A 23,913-nucleotide genomic window follows, 5' to 3' on the forward strand; every position below is an offset into this window, starting at 1 on the left:
ACTAAATAGGCCGCCAGATCGTAAGAAACAGGGTAACAATTAAAACTAACGTGTTACCCGTATTCACAAATTAAAGGGCTGTTGCTAAGTTACCTAAACCCGATTGCAACAGGGAAAGCGTATCTTTATCTTCACTAAAGAAGCTATTAATTTGGCTAATAAAGCTAGTGATCATCTCAGTATCTAAACCCAGAGCGTCAAATTGTTGTTTTAATTCATTAATAGTACTTAAAGACGAGCTGTATTCTGAGGCTTTGCTAAGTAAGCCGGATACAGAAGCGCTATCAGTAGATGCGTCCGAAGTAAGCGCTGGTACATTGTCTAACAGAGAATCTAAACCTGGGATAGTTTGCGCAAGTTCAGTGTAATTTGTATCAGAAAGATTATCTTTAGCGTAATCAAAGATCGAAGCCAAGCCACCTTCCGATTGTGCTTCAGATACGTCTAAATTTTCTGAAACCATGGTTACTAAACTGGCGATATCAAAAGATTGCGTGTCTTCGTTAGTATCTGTTCCTTGTGCATCCGTCACCTGTGAGCTAGATGATGAACTGCCAAGTAATCCCTGCAATTTATTGAGCGTGTCGTCGGCGGCAAGTACATTTCCAGAAAAGACAAATGTAGAGATAAGTAGAGCGGATAAAATTTTCATTTATATTCCTTCAAATCAGAGTCACGCTAGACAAGGCAAAAATTAATAACCTACGGGCCTTAAGAACCTAAATGGCAAAACGTGAGTTCAAATGTAGTGGTTGGTGGATTTTTCGCGCAGAATTTTACCAGTTATCGTTCGAAAATACCTGATTTGAAGTGTAAAGATTGTCTTTACAAAAGGGCGGTACTGACTGCCTACTGACATTGCCAATTGCAGCTTAAAGGCTAATTAGCTAAGACAATCACACCATCATGACTGCCAAAGCTGAAGAGTTAAGCCGTGAGTTTAGGTTGTTCCCCCAACTTACCTAAGCGCCATATTGCTGCTGTCGAATGATCTTTTGCAACTCAGAGATATTATGCTTGATATCCCTTCGATTAGGATTCAATTTTATCACCTGCTGTAACAGCCCTACAGCTTGTTGAAATTGACGCTGTTCAATTTGCATTTGCGCATGAGCCACTAATGCTTGCTGCTGAACTTGCGGTAAGGAGCTGGCTCGCACAAAGTAGTTTTCTGCCTGCTGATACTTATTTTGACTTTGATAGAGCTTAGCAATCCCAAGCAATGCTTCGGGCAACAGGGGATCATGTTTGATGGCTTGAGAAAAATACTTGAGTGCTCGCTTATTTGCGTTTCGCGCAACCGCGATTTGACCGCGATACAAATTAAGTAGCCCTTGAAAATCCACAGGTACTTCAACACGAGCCGCCGCGCTAAGTAAAGAATCAACAGATGCATAACGTTGTTGGTTCAATAGCCAAGGAAGCACTTGTTTTAATGTTGCCCAATATTCTGCAGATTCTACCACCTCATCGTTTCCTAAACTTAGTTTCAACAACTCAATAGCGCGCGGAATACTGCCGTGTTGAACATGTAACTTGGCTGCTAATAAGCTATTGCTTAAATCTTGGGGAGACAATTGTAACGCCACTTCTAAACTGCTTAGGGCTTGTTCGGGGTGTTCACGTTGCAAGGCAATTTGACTTCGCAACAACCAAAGTTCGTGAGGGTTTTCGTGTTGACCTTGTTCTATCATGTCTTCTACTAGACGCTGTGCTGAGTCAAAATTGTGACTGTTGAGCCAAGCGTAAAGCAAACCTTGTTGCCATTGCAGATTATCAGGTTGTAAATACAGAGCTTGTTGATAACCTGCAATCGCTGCCGCTGGCCGTTGACTATTTAAATTGAGATAAGCTAATTGGCCATACAGTTGCGCGTCGGCCACCCCTAATTCAATACTGCGGCTTAAGTGTTCTCTGGCCTTGCTATAATTTTTATTTAGCATGTAAAGCATACTCATGCTGCGGTGAGCTAACGCCAAGTTAGGCATCTGTTGCAAGGCAGATTTTAACGCGTTTTCAGCTTCATCATAACGTTTTAAGCTCAACATCACTTGCCCCCGCAGTTGTTGCAAAGCCGCACTGTCGTTTGCCAATGGCCGTTGCTCAAAAGCTGTTGCTACAGCTTCAAATTCTTGTTTAGATAACAAGGGTTGAATCTCGCGAGCAAAACGTTTTTCCTGAGGGGGTAATTGTGCGCTGATGGGACTCACCGGTGCACTTTCTAATAAAAATTGCCAATTAGGTTCAGCTAATGCAACCTCCACATTAGCAAAAACCTGTGTGCTCGATAACAGCAACAGTAAGCCAGCAAATACAGAATCTACCGCAGTTTTAAACCGCGTAGCTGGAATACATAAGTTAGGGAATAATTTAATCTTCATATATTAGTTAAACACTTATTTCTATTGGCCAAATGAAACGAGCTCGGGCAGGTTCGTTGTCTTTTTGTGGCGGGCTAAATCGGCTTTTTCTGACCAATTTACGTATTTCTTGATTAAGTTCAGGATAGGAATTGCTGGCCACATTGATTAAGGTAACCTTGCCCTCTTCATCAATCATTACATCTAATTTTACCAAGGTTTTGGTGACTCCCCGACGTTGCAGACTTTTAGGAAAGTCGACAACCAGTGGGGTGAGTAAAGTGGGTACAGCATCCAATGACTCTATACCCACTGCATCCCAATCAACCTCTAATGACTGCCATTGGGTGTTGAGGGGATCAATATTGATTTCTTGGGGTTTGAGTAAATCGATAGACTGTACGTCAAATTCAATAACCGGCAAAGTTGCGCCCTCCCCCTGCACGTTTAATTGCACATCGGTTTGACTGACTTCATGGGTTTGCTGAGGAGGCGGCGGTGGAGGTGGTGGCGGTAAATTAACTGTTGAGACGGTTCTAACAACCAAGGTTTCGTCGGTTTGGGTTTTCAACCAGTCACTCATCCACATAATGAACAAAGCCATGCTAAGCATTGCAATGCTGATTAACAATGATAAAGCGCGCCCACGCAGGTAATTATACAGGACAGTCATGATTTTAACGCCGCGATGTTCACTGTTATCGAGCCCGCCAACTTAGCTTCGTCAATAACTTCAAGCAACAGTTGAGTTGGCACATTTTTATCTGCTTGGATAACCACAGGTTTTGGATCATATTGCTGCAACTGCTCTAACGTACTGCGCACACCAACAACCCCAATTTGGCTGCCGTCATAAAACACTTCACCTGCGTCAGTGATTGCCAACAATATTACGGTTTTATCTAATTGTGAGGCTGAAATGGCTTGGGGTTTATCCACTTCCACACCGGTTTCTCGCACAAAAACCGTAGTGACAATAAAAAATATCAGTAAAATAAAAACCACATCTAGCAAGGGTGACATATCAATGCTGTGGTCATTTTGTTGTTCTATGCGTTGCTGTAATCGGGAAGCCATTGCTTATTCACTCCTAACAGAAACATAAGCTTGCTGTCTTGCTATTCGATTACGAATGTTACCTTGTAAGATCCAAGCGGGAATTGCACAGACTAACCCTAACTGAGTGGTTAACAATGCTTTGCCAATACCATCGCTCAATAGCGCACTGCTTGCCCCATCTGAAGCGATACCAGCGAAACACTCTAGTAATCCCATAATGGTTCCTAACAATCCCATTAAGGGTAATGCACCAATTAACACGGCTGTAAATTCACTGCTCAGGTTATTTTGTGTGCTGCCATTGTCATTTTTATCCATGCGAGTATCAGCAACAGCTTTGTTTGAGCTGCGGCCGTTGCTTCTACTAAATAAATACTGTTGCCACAATTCTTGATAACAATATATCGCCAGCAACAGTATCGCCCAGCACACCCAGCTGTGACTTATCTGTGAGATCATGCCGCCTCCTGTTTCAGTTCGCTCAGCGGCTCATCTGCCGGCTGACTGAGTAATACCGCAAAGTTTTCAAGCTCATGATAATAAGATTTAGTCCGCTTTGATAAAATAGCATTTAAAATCAAAGCCGGAATGGCAACTACCAGTCCAAGTTCGGTAGTGATCAAGGCTTGAGCAATGCCCCCAGACACCACTTCAGGATCACCACTGCCAAATAAGGTCATCATTTTAAATGTTTCAATCATGCCACTCACCGTACCCAAGAGTCCTAATAAAGGCGCAACAGATGCGGTAATACCAATCACTAACAACCAACGTTCTAACCAGTATTTATCTTGCTGTAATTGCACAAACAATTGGTCATCCCGCACTCTGTCATTTTTAGCTTGTAACGCGATTTCAAACAGCACCTTTTGTTGACCTTTAATAGTGGCAACTACTTTGTCACTTGGTGTGGATAATTGGCTTTGTAGGTAGGCCGGGGTAAAACGCTGCAACTTAGGTAAGCGCGCTAATTGAACCGATTTATAGATTGCGATAACTAAGGCCAAAACGGCAAAGGTAAGAATAGGGATAACCCACACGCCACCTTTTACAACATGTTGCCAGGCAGTCTGTTGATGTTGCTCACGGGCAACCGCACGATTCATGGTTGGATCAAAAAACAGCTCTCCGCGCCCTTCAGTTTGAATATCCTTTAGGCCAGAACTGGCGCTACCATCGAGTAATAAGGTTGCATGCAATTGGCCATTTTCTCGCGACGCTAACCCTGCTTGTTGCAACTCCTCATGCCAAAACCAATTTAGAGGACCTAGTGATAAAGTGGGTAACTGCTCAACTTTTCCATTACTCATCACAATGGATTGAGGTTGCCATTTGGGTGACAGTTTAGCTTGCAATTCTTGACTGAAGTTTTGTATCAACTGCATTTTCTCTGCAGTAGCTAATCCAGCAGGTTGATTATGCAGTTGTTGCTGGTGTAAAAAACGATTTAATAGGTTTTGTTGATATCGTTGTTGTTCTCGCCAATCTTTAATACGTGATTCAAGCTGATTCAAACTCAATGTTTTTTCATCACTCAGCCGTCTAGCCGCAGCGGTTTTCTGCTGTAGATTTTGCACTTCTTCTTCAAGTTTATTTAACTTTTCGAGTAAATTACGCTTCTGGGAAGCAATTTTTTTCTGACTGGAGCTCAATCGATTCTGGGCGTCACTTAACTTAGTTACTAACCCCTTATCGACAGCCTCATTTGCTAGAGCGATGTTTTGTAGTCCTAATAAGATCAATACACTTAGTGTGATAATTAAGGAACGATAATAATGAGTAAATGACATGGTTACTGCTCTTTTAGGCTGGAAATAGAAAACGGTAAACTGACAAAATCAGCTTCACTCTGTTTCTCGAATATGGCAATTGCCTGACTGATAGCATTGCTGTCTATATTGTCATCGAATTGCCACTGCCAACCGCTTTGTGTTACTCGCCCCGTTCCACTAAAACTGCCATCTAAGCTAACAAACCATGCGCTTGAAGCCCCAAGGTAAAGTTGCTTAACAAGTATCTGGTCGTTTTCATTATTAGCTATGGGCATTTGAACAACAGAAATTCGCTGGTCAAATTCAGCTAATTTCGATAGTCGTGCCAGGTTCCCCTGCAATTGAATGGAAGATTCTGCAGCACTATCCAACTCACCAATATCCTGTTGCCAAGCTTGCTTCACCGGTGGCGGTAAAGTTTCATCTAAGCCATTTAGTTGATTGGTTAACAAACCAATTTGTTGTTCCAATATCCCTTGCTCTTGTTCTAACCTTGTCTGCTCTTCAGCTAATGCCAAGCGCTGCTTTTCAACTTGAGAAGAATCCCCTTTTTTCTCCGATAGCATGGTTAAAAGCTGCTCTTTTTCCAGCTCAAGCAATCGCATTCTCTGGGTTAACAAAGGTTGCTGTTGTTGCCACTCCGATTCCAGAGCATTTATTTGGCGTTCAATTCCTAACCATTGATTCACCATAGTTTCAACTTTACTAATTTCTTGCCCATACAAATGACTAGACAATAAACAGCCAACTACCACCAGTATTCTATGATCTACCAGCTTATTTAATTTAAATCTCATGATTACCGTCGCTCTTCACTTTTATTTCCTACCGAAGCCCGTGCCTCATCGTGTCGACATCAAAATAAAAGATTGATTTATCACCGATATCCTCATTCTGACAGAAACGAACACAAGTGTAAATAACCATGCGAATGATAATTACTTGCATTTAGATTTATCATAAAATAAGCTTACTCCACCTTGAGTTATCTACTCAACACAAAAAACAAACCACACATAATTAACAATGGAGAACATAAATGACTGCAGTACAACACGCAGCGGTAAAAGATAAATTCGCCCGCAATGCGATTACTTTGGCTTTGAGCGCTTTATTACCAATGGGAGTTGCCCACGCTCAAGAGGTGCAGGAACTAGCGATTTCACAGGCAACGGCACAATCTGAAGAAAATTATAAAGTAGAGAGCTCTACTTCTGTAAAGTACACGCAGCCGCTGTTGGATACAGCTAAGTCAATTACTGTTATTCCTCAGTCTGTCATGAAAGATCGCAACGTTGATAGCTTGCGTTCTGCCTTGCGCAATGTACCGGGCATTTCCATGGCCGCTGGTGAAGGTGGCACACCCACTGGGGATAGCATGTCTATTCGTGGTTTCAACGCGGCAAATAATATTTTAATTGATGGCGTTCGTGATATCGCCGGCTATTCACGGGATATTTATAATATTGAAGCTGTTGAAGTAGCGAAAGGCCCAGGTGCCGCTATTTATGGCCGTGGCGCTGCAGGTGGGGCAATAAACCTGCAAACGAAAACCGCCACTCTTGATGAATTTGCTGATGTTAGTCTCAGATTAGGCACCGAAAATGATTACCGAGCACAAGTTGACGCTAACTTGACCCTTGGTGACACTTCAGCTTTGCGTATCAACGCATTATTAGACGATGGAGATGTAGCAGGTCGAAACTATGTTAACAACAGCAATAATGCCATTGCTATGTCACTTGCTACCGGTTTAGGCACAAATTCTCGTTTCAGCGTGAATGGCGACTATCAAAAACAAGATAACCTTCCCGACTATGGCATGCCTTGGGTATCTAACAGTGCCACATCCGATCCCGTTGCCGAATTAGCTGACTACGAAGGTGGCCCTTCAAACGCCGATTTCGATAATTTCTACGGTAATATTTATCGTGACTTCGAGGACATTAAGGGTCAGTCATTAACCGCTAAATACGAGTATGATGTAGATAGTTCCACGACTTTACGGGCTTTAGTCAGAACCGGCTCTATCGAACGTCAATCTGTTGTGACCGCTCCTAGGTTTATCAGTTTAACCACCAGCACGGATGTGCGCCTGAGTGATGAAAAAACCCGCGACACCAAAGATTCGATGACCGTTTTTCAAGGTGACCTAATCGGCAGTTACCAACTAGGCGATATTAAACATGATATTGCGACTGGCATAGAAATAAGCCAGGAAAAATTTGAGCGTTGGAATTTTGAAGCCATTGTGCCTGATAACCTCAATGATACCCCTGAATTGGTCGATTTATACAACCCAGATGCCGCAGTAGAGTTTACCGGACAATATGCCCGTACCGATAAAAGTAACGAAGCCACTGGCGACACCAAGGCTATTTATGTATTTGATACCATCACCTTAGATCCACAGTGGCAACTAACCCTTGGTCTTCGTTGGGATAGCTTTGAAACTGAGTATTTCTATGACCTAGATGGTGATGACCCAAGTGTTAAATTGAATGCGAAAAATGACGAATTAAGTTGGAACGCTGGCGTCGTTTATAAACCGGATGCAAGCAGTAGTATATATTTAAGCGCAGGCAACTCATTTAGTCCATCCGCTGAAGATTTAACCGCATCCACTAGAAGTAACAGCAATCAGAATGACCTAGATCCAGAAGAAACCCTCAGCTATGAACTAGGCTATAAGTGGGAGATGTATGACGGTAAATTATTTGGTAATGCCGCTATTTTTAGAAGCGAAAAAACCAATGCACTTACCGATGACCCTTTCTTCGAGGGAGATGAAAGTGGCTATGATACTCTAAATGGTAAACAACGAGTTGACGGTATTGAACTGGGGCTGGCAGGCAACCTAACCGACGAATTATCAATTATCGTAGCCTATACATATCAAGATAGTGAAGTGGTTAATGCTGAAGGTGATGATGAATCACAAATCGGCTATGAATTACCCCGCACTCCTCGAAACTCATATAGCCTCTGGGGTCGCTACGATTATTCAGACGCCTTAGCTTTTGGTCTAGGGGCGCAATATATGGGTAAGCGATACAACAGCAGTACACCTGAAAGTCGTGAAGCTGCTGACAGTTACTTGATCTGGGATATGATGGTATCGTACCAAGCTACTGAAAAATTAAGCCTCCAGTTGAATGGTAGTAACCTGACAGATGAAGACTATGTTGATCAATTAGCCGGCGGTCATTACATTCCTGGAGAAGGACGATATTTAAGTGTGACTGCAAACTATCAATTTTAATCGTCTACTTTATAGCGAATTAAAATAACCAAATAGAGTTAAACTAGAACCGACTTGTAAGAGTCGGTTTTGCAATTTTAGGAAAGCCTAGATGTTATTAAAAATACCCGCTGTTTTAAGCAAACAACAGGTTGAAACCGCAAGAAAAGCGCTTCTAGAAGCCCAGTGGTCAGATGGCAATATCACTGCGGGTTACCAAAGTGCGAAAACCAAAAATAACCTACAATTACCGGGTGATTCTCAGGTTGCTCGCGAATTAGGTGATGTTATTTTAGCGGCACTAGCACAAAATAACTTGTTTATGTCAGCGGCATTACCGAATAAAATTTTCCCGCCATTGTTTAACTGTTACCAAGGAGGTCAATCCTTTGGTACTCATGTCGACAACGCAATTCGCCAAGTGCCCGGCACGCCGGTAAAAGTAAGAACCGACCTTTCCATGACCTTATTTTTATCAGAGCCGGATGAATATGAAGGCGGAGAACTGGTTATGGAAGACACTTTTGGCTCCCAGCGAATTAAACTCGCGGCAGGTGATATGGTGCTCTACCCTTCCACCAGCTTACATCGCGTTACTCCGGTAACCAAAGGACGACGTTTAGCCTCATTTTTCTGGCTACAAAGCATGGTCTCCAGCGATGAAAAACGCAGCATTTTGTTCGATATGGACATGGCAATCCAAGCTTTACGCAATAAACTCGATGACAGCCCGGAAATAGTCCAGCTCACAGGGGTTTATCACAACTTGCTTAGGCAGTGGGCCCAAACATAGTAAAAAGCGATTTATTTATGTAAAAAAGATCAGCGACTTTGTAATCGCTGATCTACACATATTAACCATTTCTTACTTTAGAATCGAATAGATCTAGAATCTAGCACTCACACCGAAATCAGCATTGACGCCGTAAACTTCACGGGATGTAAATCGGCTTGAGTCACCTTGATATCCCACTAATGGCTCTTCGCTAACGTTAGATGCCGATACAAAGATCTCAATCCCCTCTTGAATTCGATAGGCCACCTTCGCATCAACCACAGTTCGTCCTTTAGTATAACTATCAAAATCAGCACTGGAACCCACACTGTTTAGATAGTCATCTCGATAGCTAAACGCAATTCGTGCATCAAAAGGCCCTTTTTCATAAAAAAGCGCACCGCTAGCTAACCATTTAGATTGACGGAAAAAGGTAAGGTTATCGTCTTCTCTGCCGGGTACATCGACACTAGAGTCAACATAGGTCAAGTTAGCTGAAATTCCGAAACCATCAAATATAGAAGGTAAAGAAGTAAAACGAGTCATCGCATTTAACTCAATCCCCAATAAATCACCGTCATTTGCATTTTGTGGTTGAGATAAACTCAGCAAATCAACGCCAGCAAATTCAGTATCGTAGACTGTCTGTGTATAAATTGGGTTTTTAATACGCTTGTAGAATGAGGCAACCGCCATGACGGTGTCCGCATCAGGATAAAACTCAGCTGAAAAGTCTAGACCCATAGATGAATAGGGTTCTAATTCTGGATTCCCAGACTCACCATTTCCATCTTCTTCTTCAAACGTCGGGACCACATCGCTGTAGTTGGGACGACCAATGGTGTTCGTCCATGCTGCACGCACCACAACTTCTGGTTTTGGCCGATAATTCAGCGCAAGACTAGGTAACACATCAGTATAGTCTTTATCGAAATTCAAAGCTTGAATATCAGATACGTCAATATCACCGTTACCATCAGTATCTCTAATTGCAAACGCGCTGTACTCGCCAGCTGTGCGCTCAATTCGAACACCGCCTATAACGGTAAAATCACCATACTCAAGGCTTGCCATACCGTAACCTGCGTATATTTTTTCACTAATATCATAGTCAGAAGCCTTATCGTTAAATGCGGTTGTTTCCTCATCTAATTCTAATAGGTCGATATTCTCAACGTAGTAATAATCCATGACGCCACGGTAGTCCATACTCGGGCCAAAGTCATATTGGCCATCATAAAAATTCGCTACGTCACCCAATGCACCGCCAGTATCGGCAAAGGTTGAATCTGTGGTTGGTTCCCACAATTCTTGTGCATTTTCACGTTCTTTTGATCGATCCGTTAACTTCATACCGACTTTAAAGAAGCTATCAGTGCCATCGGTAAAGTTAAATTTCACATCTGTCTTAAATGCATGTAAGTCCTCATCAATAGCCTCTTTACGCAAGCGAATACGACGCAGTGGGAAACTTTCCGGGTCATATAAAGCGCTATCAATATCAGTAAATACTGGCATTGAACTATCAACTAAGATTGTGGATGTATTATTGCTTCCAGTACGAAACTCAATATCGTTGCGCTCAGGGGTGTGCTCTTCAGCATGGGCATACGTATAATTTAGTTTCACTTCAATATTATCAAACTGCCAGTCTATTCCTGGCGAAATATTATAGAGCTTCTGAGTTTGATTATTTTGACGAAACTCGCGGGTAGCTCGACCACTGTCGTAGGTCACTTCATTGGCTGAAGGAAAGCTCACCTCTCCACGATACATGTCGTAGTCAAACTGGTCCCGGCCTTCTTCATCAGTGAACTCATTGTAAATCGTATTTAAATAAATTCGACTTTCGACATTGGGTCGCCATTCTAAATTGACAATCGCACCGATTCGCTCGCGCATAATTGAATAGTCATACATACGCATTCCGGTTGGAGCCCACTTGCCATTATCCAACTCTTCCCAACTCAATGGATTAACCAGTTCCGAATCGATAAAGCGTTTTGAATAGCTTGTACCAACAACGATACCAAACTGTTCATCATCACCAAAAACTTGACCATGCATCGCACTAACTGCAGGCCCAACTTTATCCGCTTCACTACCATACATCCCGCGCACGGAAAGAAACGTAAAAGGGTCATACTGATCATACGCACTAGGAGTTACGATGTTAATTGCACCACCAATCGCATTTGCATCGTAGTCTGCGGTAACTGTTTTCACTACTTCAATTGAACCAACTAAGTCGGAAGGAATAGTATCTAATGCAACGCGACGACCTTCAGCTTCTGGGATACCGACTACGTTACCGTCAATAGTAACCAAGTTAAGGTTTGAATCTACCCCACGAATCATTACATAGCGCGGTTCACCTTGGTCAATCTCTACTGAAATACCAGGTAATCGTTGCACGGCTTCAGCAGTATTATAATCAGGTAACTTACCAATCCCACCTGAGGATACTACATCAGCGACAACTGACATTGCACGCTTTCGCTCTACCGAAAGTAAACGAGATGCACGGGTACCAGTTACAACAACATGTTCGATTTGCTGATCAGATTGCAAAGATAAGCTGGCGTCAGCGATAACTTGACCTTCAACTGGCACATCAGCCGTTATCGTTTCACTGCCATACCCCGGCTGATGAATAGAAATGCTATATTTACCTGCATCCAACCCGTAAAAAACATATCGCCCTGACTCATTGGTTTGTGCTGATACATCCGTTCCCTCTATCGTTACAACCGCACCGCTCAATGGTCGGTTAAGTGCCGCACCAGAAATGGTGCCAGTCACTTCTCCAGCAATAACTGAAATAGGCGCAGCCAAACTGGTTAAAATTGCCATACTGATAAGATTACGACACCTTCTGTTCTGGGTGTTTTTACGACTAATCATACTTTCCTCTTTGGTTTTTATTAGCAATTGAAACCTGTACTGTTGAAAACAAAAGTACCAATGCTAGTGATTTTTAGGCGGCTGAGTGTAGGTTTAACTTATGAATTTTTGATGTGTTTTTTATGACAGAAAAGCGACAAAGGTTTGCAATAAAACTGTAATACCCCTGCGATAATCTTGAGGGAATAAATAGCGCTTTGTTGTTAATGTTAATGACCCACAAACCCCCTTACCCAACGTTCACTCGACGTAGTTTACTGCAGGCTACAGCACTATTATCCGCTGCAGCCATTTTGCCAGGAGAGCTATTTGCCTCTTTAAAAAATGGATTTACCCACTCAGTGGCAAGTGGCGATCCGCTGCAGCAAAGTGTGACTTTATGGACACGGTTTGTGACTCCAAATGGAGAAAGGGATGAACTCAAAGTTCAGATAGCTAAAGATAAAAGCTTTCGAAGTATTGTAAGAACTGAATCTACGATTAGCACTCCGGAAGCAAACTTTTGTGTGCACTCCCGTCCTACTGGTTTAGAACCTGGAGAATGGTATTGGTATCGTTTTATTTCGAGTGATGGGCAAATTTCAGATGTAGGTCGTACATGCACATTGCCCAGTGGTGACATCGATAACTTTCGCATTGGTGTATTTTCTTGTGCTAATGCGACCTCTGGTTGGTTCAATGCTTATGGTCATGCTGCCGCAAGAGATGATCTTAACTTATTAGTCCATTTGGGCGATTACATTTATGAATCCAAACTTACTCGCTCCGATGCACTAAAAGAGCTGGCCGTATCTCGGGGTATTCAACCTCAGCACGAAACAGTTTCCTTAGCAGACTATCGTTTACGTTATCAAAGCTACCGAATGGATCCAGATCTGCAAGCCTTGCATCGTCGTTACCCGATGATTTCTATGTGCGATGACCATGAAACCGTCAATAACAGCTGGCAACACGGAGCTAAAAACCATGGTAAAGACGAAGGTCCATGGCCATTACGAATGCAATCAGCTATGCAAGCCCATGATGAATGGATGCCCATGCGTCGTGAACCCTATACTCGTTATGAGTTGGGTAATTTAGCGACGCTTTTTCGTATTGAAACGCGCACTGTTGGCCGCAGTAAGCAATTAGATATAGCGGCTTGGCTTGCAAATCAGCCTGATAAATTAAAAGCTGCGAAGGAATTTCGTGATGGTCCTTTAGCTGATCCTTCTCGCACACTTATGGGTAGCGCTCAAGAAAAGTGGTTAACTGATGGATTGACCAATTCAACGCTTAACGGCACCAAATGGCAGATACTCGCCCAACAAGTCATTATGGGTACGACTATTATGCCACGTGATTTTATGGCGTGGTTCAAACCAGACGCGCCTCCTACCGAAAGTAAAAAAGCGTCACTAGAATTTGCAAGCCAATTAGGTGAGTTAGGCATTCCAACCAGTATGGATCGCTGGGATGGATATCCCGCAGCGCGAAAGCGTGTTCTGTCAGCTTCACAACAAGCCAATGCTAATTTGGTGGTATTGAGCGGAGATAGTCACAATGCTTGGGCGTATGACCTAGAAAACAATGGAAAAGCCGCAGGAGTAGAATTCGCAGTGCAAGGGGTTTCATCGTTGGGAATGGACAAACGCTATTTTGGCAATCCAGCTGACATTGAGCGTAGCTTTATGGACACCAACAAAAACATAAAGTGGTGCGATACAAGCCGTCGTGGATACATGGTAATAGATATCACCCCAGATAAAGTCACCAATGAATGGATATTTCTACATTCACGACATAAGCGCTCATTGGCCTTATTAGGGACGCACCGACTCACGGTCAGTAGAAATCAAAACAAATTAGCCAGTATTTAAATTTATTGGTGACATAATTCGGTTATTTTGGAATCTCAATTAAATGTACAGACTCAATACAGTGCTACTTTTATTTATTACTTTAACAGTTAATGCCGGTACTTCCTCAGATAGTGAGTGGCCAATTCACGAACCACCAATAATTCAAATGCTTCAATCAAAAGAACTTGTTCGACTTGATGCACCAGAAGCACGTCAAGGTGTGGCTGTAGACGCAAAACACTATTATGCAATTGGAAATTATGAGATTGCTAAGTATTCCCGCAACAAACATCAGCGAGTAGCACGATGGCGTGGGGCTAAAGGCGGCCCCGTGACTCACCTAAACTCATGTTTTGTGGATAAAGATGAATTAGTTTGTGCCCATTCCAATTATCCCAATGTTCCATTTGCGAATTCGGTGGAATGGTATGACCGAGCGACATTACAGCCTAAACGTTCAAAATCCCTAGGCGTCATGGATGAAGGCTCACTTGTATGGTTAGACAAAATATCTGATGGCTGGATTGTTGGCTTAGCCCATTATAATAATGCAAAAGGACTCGGATTTAAGGACAACCGATACGCCACAATAGAACGTTACGATTCACAATGGCGCAGAACAGGCGGTTGGGCATTTCCTGAAGCATTATTGCAGCATATTTCACCCAAAGCAGCCTCTGGCGGTGCATTAGGCCCAGACGGATACTTATATGTTATGGGTCATGACTATAAAGAAATGTATGTTTTGGGAAAACCACTTTTAGGTCCAACTCTTGTGCACTTTGCGACGATTGCAATTGATGCTGAAGGTCAGGCCTTTGACTTCGATGAGGATGCCTCAAGAAATGTATGCGCCATTAGTCGTCCCAATAAACAAATACGTTGTTTTGAGCTTCCCAATGTCGCCGCCAATCCTAAGCAATATTTACCCTTGCGGTAATAAATCGTCTCCGCGGGGCTAAAGCCCCCGCCTACAATTCCCCTGTAGCATGGTCTTTAGGCCATAGGCCATAGACCATAGACACAAAAAGCCACCACCGCGGGGCTGAAGCTCCCGCCTACAACCCCCCTGTAGCATGGCCTTTAGGCCATAGACACTAAAAACCCACCGCCGCGGGGCTAAAGCCCCCGCCTACAATCCACCTGTAGCATGGTCTTTAGGCCATAGACACTAAAAACTCACCGCCGCGGGGCTGAAGCCACCGCCTACAATCCCTCTGTAGCATGGTCTTTAGGCCATGAATTGTTAATGCGTTATTTTTTGCAATTCTTAATCGAATTTTTTCTGAATTGCTAATTTTATGCTCCATTCTATATCAGCTTTTATTTTGACAACGCCATAGCTATTGTGTATAAAATAATCTTATACGTGAGTATTCAAGTAATAAATAACGTATTTTATCTAGTTTTAAAACACACACATTTGTTAACACACCCAGTACTGGGCATTTACCGTTCACACATAAAAACTCTAATAATTAGGAAGGTATTACAACATGAGACACCACAAAATCGCCCTCGCTGTTGCTGCAACTCTAAGTCTAGGAATTACGTCCACCGCCATTGCGCAAGAAAGTGGTGTTTTTGAAAAAATTCAAGTGACGGCAAAGAAAAAATCCCAGGACTTGCAAGACGTCAGTGTCTCTGTCACCGCTTTTTCAGGTGATGCATTACGCGAACTCAATATGACCGACAGCGTTGATATTTCAGCGCAAACCCCGGGATTAAATATAGGTACACCTGTGGGTGAAGGTAATAATCCGTCTATTTCTTTACGCGGTGTGGGACTTAACGATTTCAATGACAACAACGAAGGCCCTATAGCGGTGTACCGTGATGAAGTATACCAATCAGCCATGCCAGGTTTGACCTTTCAATTATTCGACTTAGAACGTGTTGAAGTATTAAGAGGCCCGCAAGGTACATTGTATGGCAGAAATGCCACAGGTGGATTAGTCCACTTTATTTCCAATGCCCCCACTGAAGATACCGAAGTTTTGTTCGATTTAACCGTAGCAGAATACAATCAAATTAAAACTGAAGCAGCTGTTGGTGGCAGTTTAACAGACTCAATACAAGCACGACTTGCCATTGCAACAAACAATCACGACGGTTACGTGGAAAATAGAATTGGAAAAGATGCCAATGAAGCGGATAGTCGAGCTTATCGCTTGCAAGTCAACTTTGATATCACTGATGACTTTTCAGCGCTGTTGAATGTGCATGGCGGTAAATCCAATACCAACGCGCCTCAATACCAACATTTAGCAACGGATGACGGTGCTGGAAATTCTACCTCTGATTTTTATGGTTACGCAGATACAGATGGCGATAAATACGCTGGTGAATATAACCGACAAGGCGTATTAGATATAGATTCCGATGGCCTTTCTTTAAAATTAAACTGGGATAATGCTGATTATACCTTCACCTCAATCACCGCCATTGAAAACGTTGAAAAGCTCCATCAGGAAGATACGGATGTAGGGCCTTACAGTGGATTGATCCCCCAATTTGCTTCAAAAAACGAACAGTTCAGCCAAGAGTTTAGATTAAGTGGTTCAGCCGAGTCATTTGACTGGATAGTAGGGGCGTATCATTTTGAAAATGAAGTTAACGGCGCTTTGAATTTAGATATCAACTACCCTGGCCCTCTTATTGATGCTATTACTGGCGCTCCAGAAGGCACATTTGGCCCAGATTTAGTACCTTTTGTAAGTTACGATATAGACTATGATCAAGACACCGAATCCTACGGTTTATTTGGTCAAATAGAAAAGTCGCTAACTGATAAACTAACCCTTACGGTTGGGTTACGCTATACATCAGAAGAACGCAGCATGGACTATCAAAACCTTGCGACTACGAACCCTGATGCTGTGGTGAACTCTTGTCTCATCCCCGCAGGAGATGTGTGTGGTTTAGTGGGTGACACTAGCTATCCAGGCACCGATTACTATTTCGACTTTACCGAACAAAATCCTGCAGCGGCAGGGCTAACAACCATTGATGACGATAATATTTCAGGCCAAATTGGACTTGATTACAAAGTAAGCAAAGATACTTTGGTATTCTTCAATATAGCCAATGGGTTTAAAAGCGGCGGCTTTAATGGCGGCTTCCTCGACTTCACCGACGGCCTAACAGAGGACGACGTTGCATTTGATTCTGAAGAATTAACCAGTTACGAAGCAGGTATAAAAACCACCTTAGCCAGTGGCGACGTAAGAATAAACAGCAGTGTTTTCTATTACGATTATAAAAACTATCAAGCTCTAACGTTTGCCGGATTAAGCCAATTCATTAATAATTCTGATGCAACCTTACAGGGCTTAGATGCAGAAATAACCTGGGTTCCAGGTGACGATTGGGATATTAAACTCGGCGCTAGTTTACTCGATACTGAAATTGACAGCGTAGTTGTTCGTGGCGTTGGAACAGTGGAAGATAGAGAAATGGTGCTAGCACCCAAATTTACCTTCAATGGTATTGTTCGTTATCAAGCTACAGACGCACTTTCTGCACAAGTAGATTTCAATCACCAAGGTGAACAGTTCTTTGATATCACTAACAGTGAAACATCTAAAGAAGAATCATACACTGTGTTTAATGCACGACTCGGTTATCAGATAAATGACTATTGGAAAGCGTCAGCTTTTGTGAAAAACATCACAGACGAAGAATATCGAGTTTACACTTTTGATTTCACTCAAAGCGCTGGCTTCATCCAAGAGTTTTACGCTAGACCAAGATGGATTGGTGTTAACATTCAATACAACTACTACTAAAACGACACCAAAAGTAGATTTAACACACCTTAGTAACGGATGTTCCTTATTAGCGTTCACGCAAAATGGGTTCATCCGTTAAATTGTAAATAGTCAAACATAGCTGCGGTTAGGATTAAAACGATATGTTTATGAAAATCAAGCCCCCTAAAAAACTACTCACGAGCGTCATAATTTCAGCACTTGTGGCTGGCTGTTCAACAAGCCCTGAGATAACACAAGAAGCGTCAACTCAAGAGGCAAATATAAACCAAGAAAATGCTGTTATTAGCACACAGATAGATCCCAGCTTACCTCCCTTACCAATTGAAAAAACCGGTAATGTAGAAGTTTTACCCGCCCAATATCCCGAAAGCTGGATTTTCGTCGACGAAGCAAGCTTTACCAGTATGTTCGGCGGAAAAGTCATCATTTTAGACATAAATGCGCCAAAACAATCCAAGCAAATAAAAGGGACTGCGGATAAGAATTTGCTCGGTAATTTCGTCGCCGCCAAAACACGCCCTGAGTTTTACATTGTTGAATCATTTCACAGTCGTGGTAGTCGAGGCCCCAAAATAGATGTGCTAGCCATTTACGATAAAGTGACCTTAGCACCTATCAAAGAAATCACCTTAGAACATACTCGCCTGCAATCTCTGCCAAGACGAGATGCTATTACATTGTCCGCCGACGAGAAGTTTCTCTATATCGCTAATTTTAGTCCTGCGGCCTCTTTCACAGTGGTTAATCTAGACACCCATGAAGTGGTTAATACAGTTGGCACACCTGGTTGTGTTCTGCCCTTCCCCACAGGCAAATACAGTGTGACATCACTGTGTAGTAATGGCAGTTTGCTGACCACAGTGCTAGATGAAAATGGCGTCAAAGCTTCGCAACAACGCGTCCCACCATTTTTTGATACTGATAAAACACCGATTTTTGAACGTCCTGCTCATATAGATAACATTGCCTATTTCCCAAGTTTTGAAGGGGATGTACATGCTATCGATTTATCTTCTGAGATAGCAACTTACCAAGGAAAATGGAGCCTTGTTACTGAGCAAGAAAAAGCAGCTGGATGGAGACCTGGCGGATTGGCGCTAATCGACACTGATGAGCAAGGTTTAATGTATGTGGTCATGAACCCAAACGGTTTTGATGGATCGCAAACCCACGGCGGCGAGCAAATATGGGTATTTGACGTTAAAACCCAATCTCGCATTGCCACAATCGACGCTCCAAACTGGGCGGTATCCGTCGCTGTGACTCGCGGTAAAGAACCTATGTTGGTGGTCTCTAACGGTGAAATGAATCTAGACATTATTAACCCAAGAACGGGTAAGCTGATTAAAACTATAAGTGACTTTGGCAACATCACCCCACTTGTCATTCATAAGGCTTACTAATGAACCTGCTAAACTTTCTATCCGATGCTATTGCCTTGTTCTTTATGTGGCTGTTTATACGCGCCGCCATACATAAATTACAAACCGATAATGCCGAGTATTACCAACAGACCTTTGCCGACTATGGTGTTACTCAAACAAAGTTAGCATCTGCATTACGTTACACTCTGGGCTCGTTAGAATTAGTTATTGCAGTGGCTCTAATCTTTGATGGCAGCCGCACTAGTGCCTCAATGGTTGCTGCCTTGCTGTTAAGTGCTTACCTTATTGGCATGACTATTCAGCTAATTCAAGGTAAACGAGATATCAGTTGTGGATGCAGTGGCCCGAATTCTCACATAAAAGTCAGTTGGTCTTTGATAGTAAGAAATGCGCTATTAGTGCCGTTGGTATTAACCTGCACAATGCCCTCTGCCGGTTTTGCATCTTCCCTGTGGTTCGCCGTACTCATGACAGGGACATTTCTGATTTTAACTTATTCTTGCGTTGAGAATTTAATCGCTAACGCACAAAAAATTTCCATACTGAGGACCAACTAATGGACTTTATTACTGTTTCAAATAGCGTGTTGTGGATAATTGTTATTCTACAATCAATCGTAATATTCGCATTAACTCGCCAAGTGGGTGTGCTGTTTGAGCGAGTTGCTCCTGCAGGTGCTTTAGCCATGAATCAGACTTTAACAGTGGGAGATCCTGCTCCTAATTTAAGTCTCCAGACACTAGCCTCTACCTTGGTAGATGTGGGCGGAAAATCGAAAACTAACAAATCGCAATTAGTCTTCTTCGTTTCACCCGATTGTCCTGTGTGTAAGAGCTTATTACCCGCACTGAAATCTGCCGCTAAATCTGAAAGTGCCTGGATTGATTTAATCCTAGCGAGTGACGGAAAAACACAGGATCACGCCGGTTTTGTGAAGCAATATGGACTTTCTGATTACCCTTATATTGTGTCTGAGTTGTTAGGGAAATCCTACGGTGTAGCCAAACTACCCTATGGGGTGGTTATCGATGAATTAGGCAATGTTGCATCTATGGGAATAATCAATTCCAGAGAGCATTTAGATAGCTTGTTTGAAGCTAAAGAGCGAAAAATAGCGTCAATTCAAGATTTCATGCAAGGCCAACAAGCCGAAGAACAGTTCGTGGAGGTTAAATAAAATGAAATTTTTAGACCGAATGTTTGAAAAAAAGGCTCGTGAGTTAGCACAAACTAATGGAAGACGAGGATTGCTTAAAAAGCTTGGCGCTACTTTAGTAGGCGCAAGTGCGATTCCATTGCTTCCCGTTGCCAGAGCAGCCGAACCAAAAGGACTCCCGCAAGAAGTCGGTGATCCAGGAAGTTGTGACTATTGGCGCTACTGTGCAGTAGACGGATTTTTGTGTGAATGTTGTGGTGGCTCAACTAATTCTTGCCCTCCGGGTACTGAAATGTCACCTATTACCTGGATTGGCACTTGTACTAACCCAGTGGATGGCCGTAATTATGTTATTTCTTACAACGATTGCTGTGGCAAAACGCAGTGCAATACCTGCTTATGTCAACGAGACGAAGGCGACCGCCCATTATATCGCTCAGACAAATCTAACGATGTGAACTGGTGTTTAGGTGCTAGCAGTTCTGTGTATCACTGTTCAACCGCAATCGTGGTTGGTATCGCGTTTGATAAGTAATTGTAGATGAAAAAGCATCTTATCCGTCTGCTGTGGTTATGTTGTTTATTTAGCTTTAATTGCAATGCCGAAGAAGCCATTAATGAAGCTAGAGCATTGTTTAACTACCAAATGTTATGCCAGGGCTGCCATGTAGGCGATGGCACTGGCGGCAAGGACGTACCGAATTTAAAGGGTGCAGTCGGTGTGTTTCTAAATAGCACTGCTGGACGTGAATACCTAATTAAAGTGCCCGGTGCGGCTAACAGTGCATTGAATAGCAAAGATCTTGCTGAGTTGATGAACTGGATGATACCCGTCATGGGAAAAGACAGTGTTCCCGATGACTTTGTACCCTACACCGAACAAGAAGTCGAAACATTACGACAAGAACCATTAATGGAAGTGGTTGAACATAGAGCTAAGGTGCTGAACCAGATTTTAACCAACAGCACATCAATAACCACAATAAATTAAACACTTTTTGAGAAAAAATAATGATGAAAATCTCCTTAAAAAACGTGTCTCTTAAAATATTTTTATTAGTCAGTTTTTGTTTGTTAACTGCACAAACTTCTGCCGCCGATAATATCGAAACCTTAACCGCCAACTGTGTTGCTTGTCATGGTGAAAACGGCATTGCTAGTGTCAGCGAATGGCCCAGTTTAGCCGGACAAAAACAAGGCTACCTGTTAGCACAATTAAAAGCGTTTAAAGATGGAAGCCGAGAAAATATGTTAATGACGGGCTTATTAGATAGTATGTCGGAGCAAGACTTGGCCAACATTGCAGAATATTATTCAGACTTGCCCTTCGAAAAAGCAGCGTCTTCATCAATTAATCAAGCCGGCCAAAATGTTCGTGCCAATTGCATTTCATGCCACGGTATGACCGGCCAAACCATAAACGATACCTGGCCTAATTTAGCCGGTCAAAATAAAGCATATCTATTTCAACAATTAAAAGACTTTAGCAGCAACAAAAGGCATTCAATCATCATGAACGTCATTGCTAGCGAGTTAACCGAACAACAAATGAAAGATGTGGCCGAGTATTATGAACAAGTAGGTACGGTGCAATAAATTAAAATCGCGGGGCTAAAGCCCCCACCTACAACGCCCCTGTAGCATGGCCTTTAGGCCATGGACACTAAAAAGTCACCACCGCGGGGCTGAAGCACCCGCCTACAATCCAACCTTAGCGCACGTTATCATAGGCTGAGATCAAGGACGCTTTAAGGCTAGTTGTGGGTCGACCAATCAAAGCCGACAATGTTTTACTGTCGTCTTGCAACCATCCTGAAGCTGCATAATATTCAGTATCAGCTAGCGCAGCGGCGAGGCCTTCTGGTAAACCGGCGTCGACAAGTGCACTTCTAAAAGTGTCCTGATCTAAGTCGACAAAACCAATTTGTGTACCGGTAACAGTACTAATTTCTTCGGCATACTCTTTTAAGGTAAAACCGTCATCGCCCGCCAATTCATAGGTTTTTCCCACTTGAGAATCAGTAGCGATGAGCACAGCGGCAGCGGCTTCTGCATAGTCCTGACGGCTAGCCGTATTGAGTTTACCCTCCTTGGCTGCACCTGCAACTGCTCCCATTTTTAATACTGCGGCTAGGTTGTCAGTGTAGTTTTCTGTATACCACCCATTGCGTAGTAATACATAAGGAGCCCCTTTCGCTTTTAAATAGGCTTCTGTTTGCTTATGTTCTTGATTGAGCAACATTGGTGAAGTATCTGATTTTAGTATACTGGTGTAAGCAATTAACGATACGTTCGCTGACAAGGCTGCATCAATGACCGCTTTGTGCTGTTCGAAACGCTTTCCAAACTCTGTGCCTGAAATAAGTAAGACCTTATCAACACCGGCCAATGCTGGAGTAAGTGTCTCAGCTTGGTTGTAATCAGCCTTCCTCACCTGTACCCCTTTTTCTTTCAATTCAATGGCATTGTTTGGGTTTCGAACCAGCGCGACGATATTCTCTGGTGTTTGCGTTTTAAGTAAAGTATTTATAACTTTTTGGCCTAGTTGGCCGTTGGCACCTGTTACTGCAATCATGGTTAATTCCTCTTCTTGTTTAAACCTTTGGTTAAGTACAAGGAGATTATCTCAGCTTTTATTGTTATGATAAGCGGGTCAATTCAGAATGCACCGTCACGAAAATGAGTACAATAGATTTTTCACACCTCAAAGGTCTCGCCGTTTTTGCCAGCGTGGTAGAAAGTGGTAGTTTCGCAGAAGCAGCAAGGCGACTTCAGTCGAGCCGCTCCCGTGTAAGCGAGCAGGTTGCTGCATTAGAAGCCAGCCTCCAGGTTCGATTACTGCAGCGTACTACTCGTCAGTTAATGTTAACCGACGAAGGTAAACGGGTATTTGAACATGCTAAAAAGTGTCATTATATCTTGGATGACATTGACGAAAGCTTATCTGAAACCATTCCACAAGGGCGAGTTTCTATTACAGTAACCAATGACATTGCACACAAGTTTTTACTTCCTTTACTACCTGCATTTAAAAAGCGATACCCGAAAATTGACCTCAATATTGTCAGTAGTGACGACAAATTAGATTTAATAGCCAATAACATCGACATGGGATTACGCATTGGTTTACCCCGCGACGATTCACTGGTGGGGCGCGTGTTATATCAGGAACGGTTTGCGATTTATGCAAGCCCTAGTTATATTGAACAAAATGGACTCCCTGAATCGATTGACGCTCTGAATAAGCACAGATGGATCTTGCTATCTCAACTAAATATGCACACCATGCAATATTTAATGCTCGATAATAAGCCCGTTGAAATAACACCTAAATACTTTGAGTTGTGTAACTCCCCCCATCTTGTACAAGAAATGGTAAAAACAGGCTTAGGCGTGTCAACTTTGCTGCCATCTACGGTAAAAAGTGAAGTGGAAAACGGAGAGCTAGTGCGTATTTTTCCAAGGTTAAGCAGCGAAGTACTGCTTTTCACCTTGGTATACCCTTCTCGAAAACACGTGCCCAGCCGAACTCGCGCGCTTATCGATTACCTAATTGAAACCTGCCGATTTGGTGATGCACCAGATTAATACCCTTTGCCTAATTAAACGCACTTCGCGTTGAGTTCAAATTAGGTTTTGTATCATCC

The 23,913-nt window shown here is 42.8% G+C and carries 21 protein-coding genes; 12 read left to right on the top strand and 9 right to left on the bottom strand.

The window, feature by feature from the left end; genetic code table 11:
* Window positions 1–70: 70 nt before the first annotated feature.
* The 7 genes from ACYVIL_RS01500 to ACYVIL_RS01530 form a co-directional block, all read right to left on the bottom strand.
* Window positions 71–652: a DUF2780 domain-containing protein gene (locus ACYVIL_RS01500; protein ID WP_303474577.1), complete on the bottom strand. Its 582-nt coding sequence runs from the start codon at window positions 650–652 to the stop codon at window positions 71–73.
* Between the two features lie 310 nt (window positions 653–962).
* Entirely contained in the window at window positions 963–2,381 is a 1,419-nt protein-coding gene (locus ACYVIL_RS01505) for a tetratricopeptide repeat protein (protein WP_460311318.1), read from the bottom strand.
* A 7-nt stretch (window positions 2,382–2,388) separates the two neighbouring features.
* Window positions 2,389–3,033 (bottom strand): energy transducer TonB, encoded by a 645-nt coding sequence (locus tag ACYVIL_RS01510; protein WP_460311319.1) that lies wholly within the window; start codon window positions 3,031–3,033, stop codon window positions 2,389–2,391.
* Entirely contained in the window at window positions 3,030–3,437 is a 408-nt protein-coding gene (locus ACYVIL_RS01515; protein ID WP_460311320.1) for an ExbD/TolR family protein, read from the bottom strand. The genes ACYVIL_RS01510 and ACYVIL_RS01515 overlap by 4 nt, the downstream gene beginning before the upstream one ends.
* 3 nt (window positions 3,438–3,440) lie before the next feature.
* Window positions 3,441–3,878 carry a MotA/TolQ/ExbB proton channel family protein gene (locus ACYVIL_RS01520; protein WP_460311321.1) on the bottom strand — a complete coding sequence of 146 codons (438 nt, stop codon included), beginning with the start codon at window positions 3,876–3,878 and terminating at the stop codon, window positions 3,441–3,443.
* Window positions 3,875–5,209, bottom strand: coding sequence for a MotA/TolQ/ExbB proton channel family protein (locus ACYVIL_RS01525; protein WP_460311322.1), 1,335 nt, complete (start codon window positions 5,207–5,209; stop codon window positions 3,875–3,877). The genes ACYVIL_RS01520 and ACYVIL_RS01525 overlap by 4 nt, the downstream gene beginning before the upstream one ends.
* A 2-nt stretch (window positions 5,210–5,211) precedes the next feature.
* Window positions 5,212–5,988 carry a DUF3450 family protein gene (locus ACYVIL_RS01530; protein WP_460311323.1) on the bottom strand — a complete coding sequence of 259 codons (777 nt, stop codon included), beginning with the start codon at window positions 5,986–5,988 and terminating at the stop codon, window positions 5,212–5,214.
* 242 nt (window positions 5,989–6,230) lie between these two features.
* Here ACYVIL_RS01530 and ACYVIL_RS01535 point away from each other — a divergent pair, with 242 nt between their 5' ends.
* Entirely contained in the window at window positions 6,231–8,453 is a 2,223-nt protein-coding gene (locus ACYVIL_RS01535) for a TonB-dependent receptor (protein WP_460311324.1), read from the top strand.
* A gap of 91 nt (window positions 8,454–8,544) precedes the next feature.
* The gene (locus tag ACYVIL_RS01540) at window positions 8,545–9,225 is read left to right on the top strand and encodes a Fe2+-dependent dioxygenase (protein WP_460311325.1); all 681 of its coding nucleotides are present in this window, start codon (window positions 8,545–8,547) and stop codon (window positions 9,223–9,225) included.
* A gap of 93 nt (window positions 9,226–9,318) precedes the next feature.
* Here ACYVIL_RS01540 and ACYVIL_RS01545 read toward each other — a convergent pair whose 3' ends face one another.
* Window positions 9,319–12,111 carry a TonB-dependent receptor gene (locus ACYVIL_RS01545; protein ID WP_460311326.1) on the bottom strand — a complete coding sequence of 931 codons (2,793 nt, stop codon included), beginning with the start codon at window positions 12,109–12,111 and terminating at the stop codon, window positions 9,319–9,321.
* Between the two features lie 206 nt (window positions 12,112–12,317).
* Here ACYVIL_RS01545 and ACYVIL_RS01550 point away from each other — a divergent pair, with 206 nt between their 5' ends.
* The 9 genes from ACYVIL_RS01550 to ACYVIL_RS01590 all read left to right on the top strand — a co-directional run bounded on the left by ACYVIL_RS01550 (window position 12,318) and on the right by ACYVIL_RS01590 (window position 21,862).
* Window positions 12,318–13,970, top strand: a complete 1,653-nt coding sequence (locus tag ACYVIL_RS01550) for an alkaline phosphatase D family protein (protein WP_460311451.1) — start codon at window positions 12,318–12,320, stop codon at window positions 13,968–13,970.
* Window positions 13,971–14,013: 43 nt separating this feature from the next.
* A complete protein-coding gene (locus ACYVIL_RS01555; protein ID WP_460311327.1) occupies window positions 14,014–14,892 on the top strand; it encodes a hypothetical protein in 879 nt (292 codons plus the stop codon).
* Between the two features lie 556 nt (window positions 14,893–15,448).
* Entirely contained in the window at window positions 15,449–17,740 is a 2,292-nt protein-coding gene (locus tag ACYVIL_RS01560) for a TonB-dependent receptor (RefSeq protein ID WP_460311328.1), read from the top strand.
* Between the two features lie 131 nt (window positions 17,741–17,871).
* The gene (locus tag ACYVIL_RS01565; protein WP_460311329.1) at window positions 17,872–19,128 is read left to right on the top strand and encodes an amine dehydrogenase large subunit; all 1,257 of its coding nucleotides are present in this window, start codon (window positions 17,872–17,874) and stop codon (window positions 19,126–19,128) included.
* Complete coding sequence (locus ACYVIL_RS01570; RefSeq protein ID WP_460311330.1) at window positions 19,128–19,667, top strand: MauE/DoxX family redox-associated membrane protein; 540 nt, start codon at window positions 19,128–19,130, stop codon at window positions 19,665–19,667. Before ACYVIL_RS01565 ends, ACYVIL_RS01570 begins: the two co-directional genes overlap by 1 nt.
* Window positions 19,667–20,287 (top strand): redoxin family protein, encoded by a 621-nt coding sequence (locus tag ACYVIL_RS01575; protein ID WP_460311331.1) that lies wholly within the window; start codon window positions 19,667–19,669, stop codon window positions 20,285–20,287. Before ACYVIL_RS01570 ends, ACYVIL_RS01575 begins: the two co-directional genes overlap by 1 nt.
* 1 nt (window position 20,288) lies before the next feature.
* A complete protein-coding gene (locus ACYVIL_RS01580; RefSeq protein WP_216049550.1) occupies window positions 20,289–20,801 on the top strand; it encodes a methylamine dehydrogenase light chain in 513 nt (170 codons plus the stop codon).
* A 6-nt stretch (window positions 20,802–20,807) separates the two neighbouring features.
* Complete coding sequence (locus ACYVIL_RS01585; RefSeq protein ID WP_460311332.1) at window positions 20,808–21,257, top strand: c-type cytochrome; 450 nt, start codon at window positions 20,808–20,810, stop codon at window positions 21,255–21,257.
* 20 nt (window positions 21,258–21,277) lie between these two features.
* Entirely contained in the window at window positions 21,278–21,862 is a 585-nt protein-coding gene (locus ACYVIL_RS01590; protein WP_460311333.1) for a c-type cytochrome, read from the top strand.
* Between the two features lie 115 nt (window positions 21,863–21,977).
* On the opposite strand, the gene ACYVIL_RS01595 is transcribed toward ACYVIL_RS01590, so the two are convergent.
* On the bottom strand, window positions 21,978–22,841 hold the full coding sequence (locus ACYVIL_RS01595; RefSeq protein WP_460311334.1) for an SDR family oxidoreductase: 864 nt from the start codon (window positions 22,839–22,841) through the stop codon (window positions 21,978–21,980).
* A 104-nt stretch (window positions 22,842–22,945) separates the two neighbouring features.
* On the opposite strand from ACYVIL_RS01595, the gene ACYVIL_RS01600 reads away from it, so the two are divergent.
* A complete protein-coding gene (locus tag ACYVIL_RS01600) occupies window positions 22,946–23,854 on the top strand; it encodes a LysR family transcriptional regulator (protein WP_460311335.1) in 909 nt (302 codons plus the stop codon).
* Window positions 23,855–23,913 lie beyond the last annotated feature (59 nt).

The organism is Aliiglaciecola aliphaticivorans, assembly GCF_054782055.1.